Source organism: Mesorhizobium sp. WSM4817, assembly GCF_055811135.1.
In genome coordinates this window covers 1-435 of record NZ_JBVVQQ010000138.1, presented here as the reverse complement: position 1 = coordinate 435, position 435 = coordinate 1, and the positions used below count along the sequence as shown (strand labels likewise).

The following is a 435-nucleotide window of genomic DNA, read 5'->3' as shown; positions in this document are numbered from 1 at the left end:
TAGATGCCTGTCAGGTTGATATGTTCCCAACTCAGCGGCGAGATATGCTTCAACAGCGTATCTGGAATGTTTCGCCCTGGCCTGCCGGCCATCTCCCCCGCAAGGAGGGAGATTGGCAGCTTCGCCGCTGCGCCCAGCTCTGCAATATATGCCGGTGCTGCCGAGCAGGCTGATGGAATCGACCTCAGCCGCGATCAGCCGGCTGACCAGTTTCCGTAGCGCGTCAACGTCGACTCGGCCGGAACGATCGGCGGGGGTGATCGGAAAAGCAGACAGGCCGTTCGCCAAAAATCATGGTTCAATTCCTCGATCGGTGGGGACGAAACCCGGCCAGTAGTGGCCGTCAGGCGTCGGCCGCTTGCCGAAGATGGCCTGACCGACGCGCACGACAGTGGCGCCTTCCTCGATGGCTTCCTCGAAGTCTCCGGTCATACC

General features: G+C 61.1%; 3 pseudogenes. All 3 read right to left on the bottom strand.

Annotated elements, in window-relative coordinates:
- Nucleotides 1-77, bottom strand: a pseudogene (locus AC0L2K_RS35095) (Tn3 family transposase); the annotation flags it as partial.
- 67 nt (nucleotides 78-144) lie between these two features.
- A pseudogene (locus AC0L2K_RS35090) lies at nucleotides 145-288 on the bottom strand (dihydrodipicolinate synthase family protein); the annotation flags it as partial.
- A 3-nt stretch (nucleotides 289-291) separates the two neighbouring features.
- Nucleotides 292-435, bottom strand: a pseudogene (locus AC0L2K_RS35085) (YggS family pyridoxal phosphate-dependent enzyme); the annotation flags it as partial.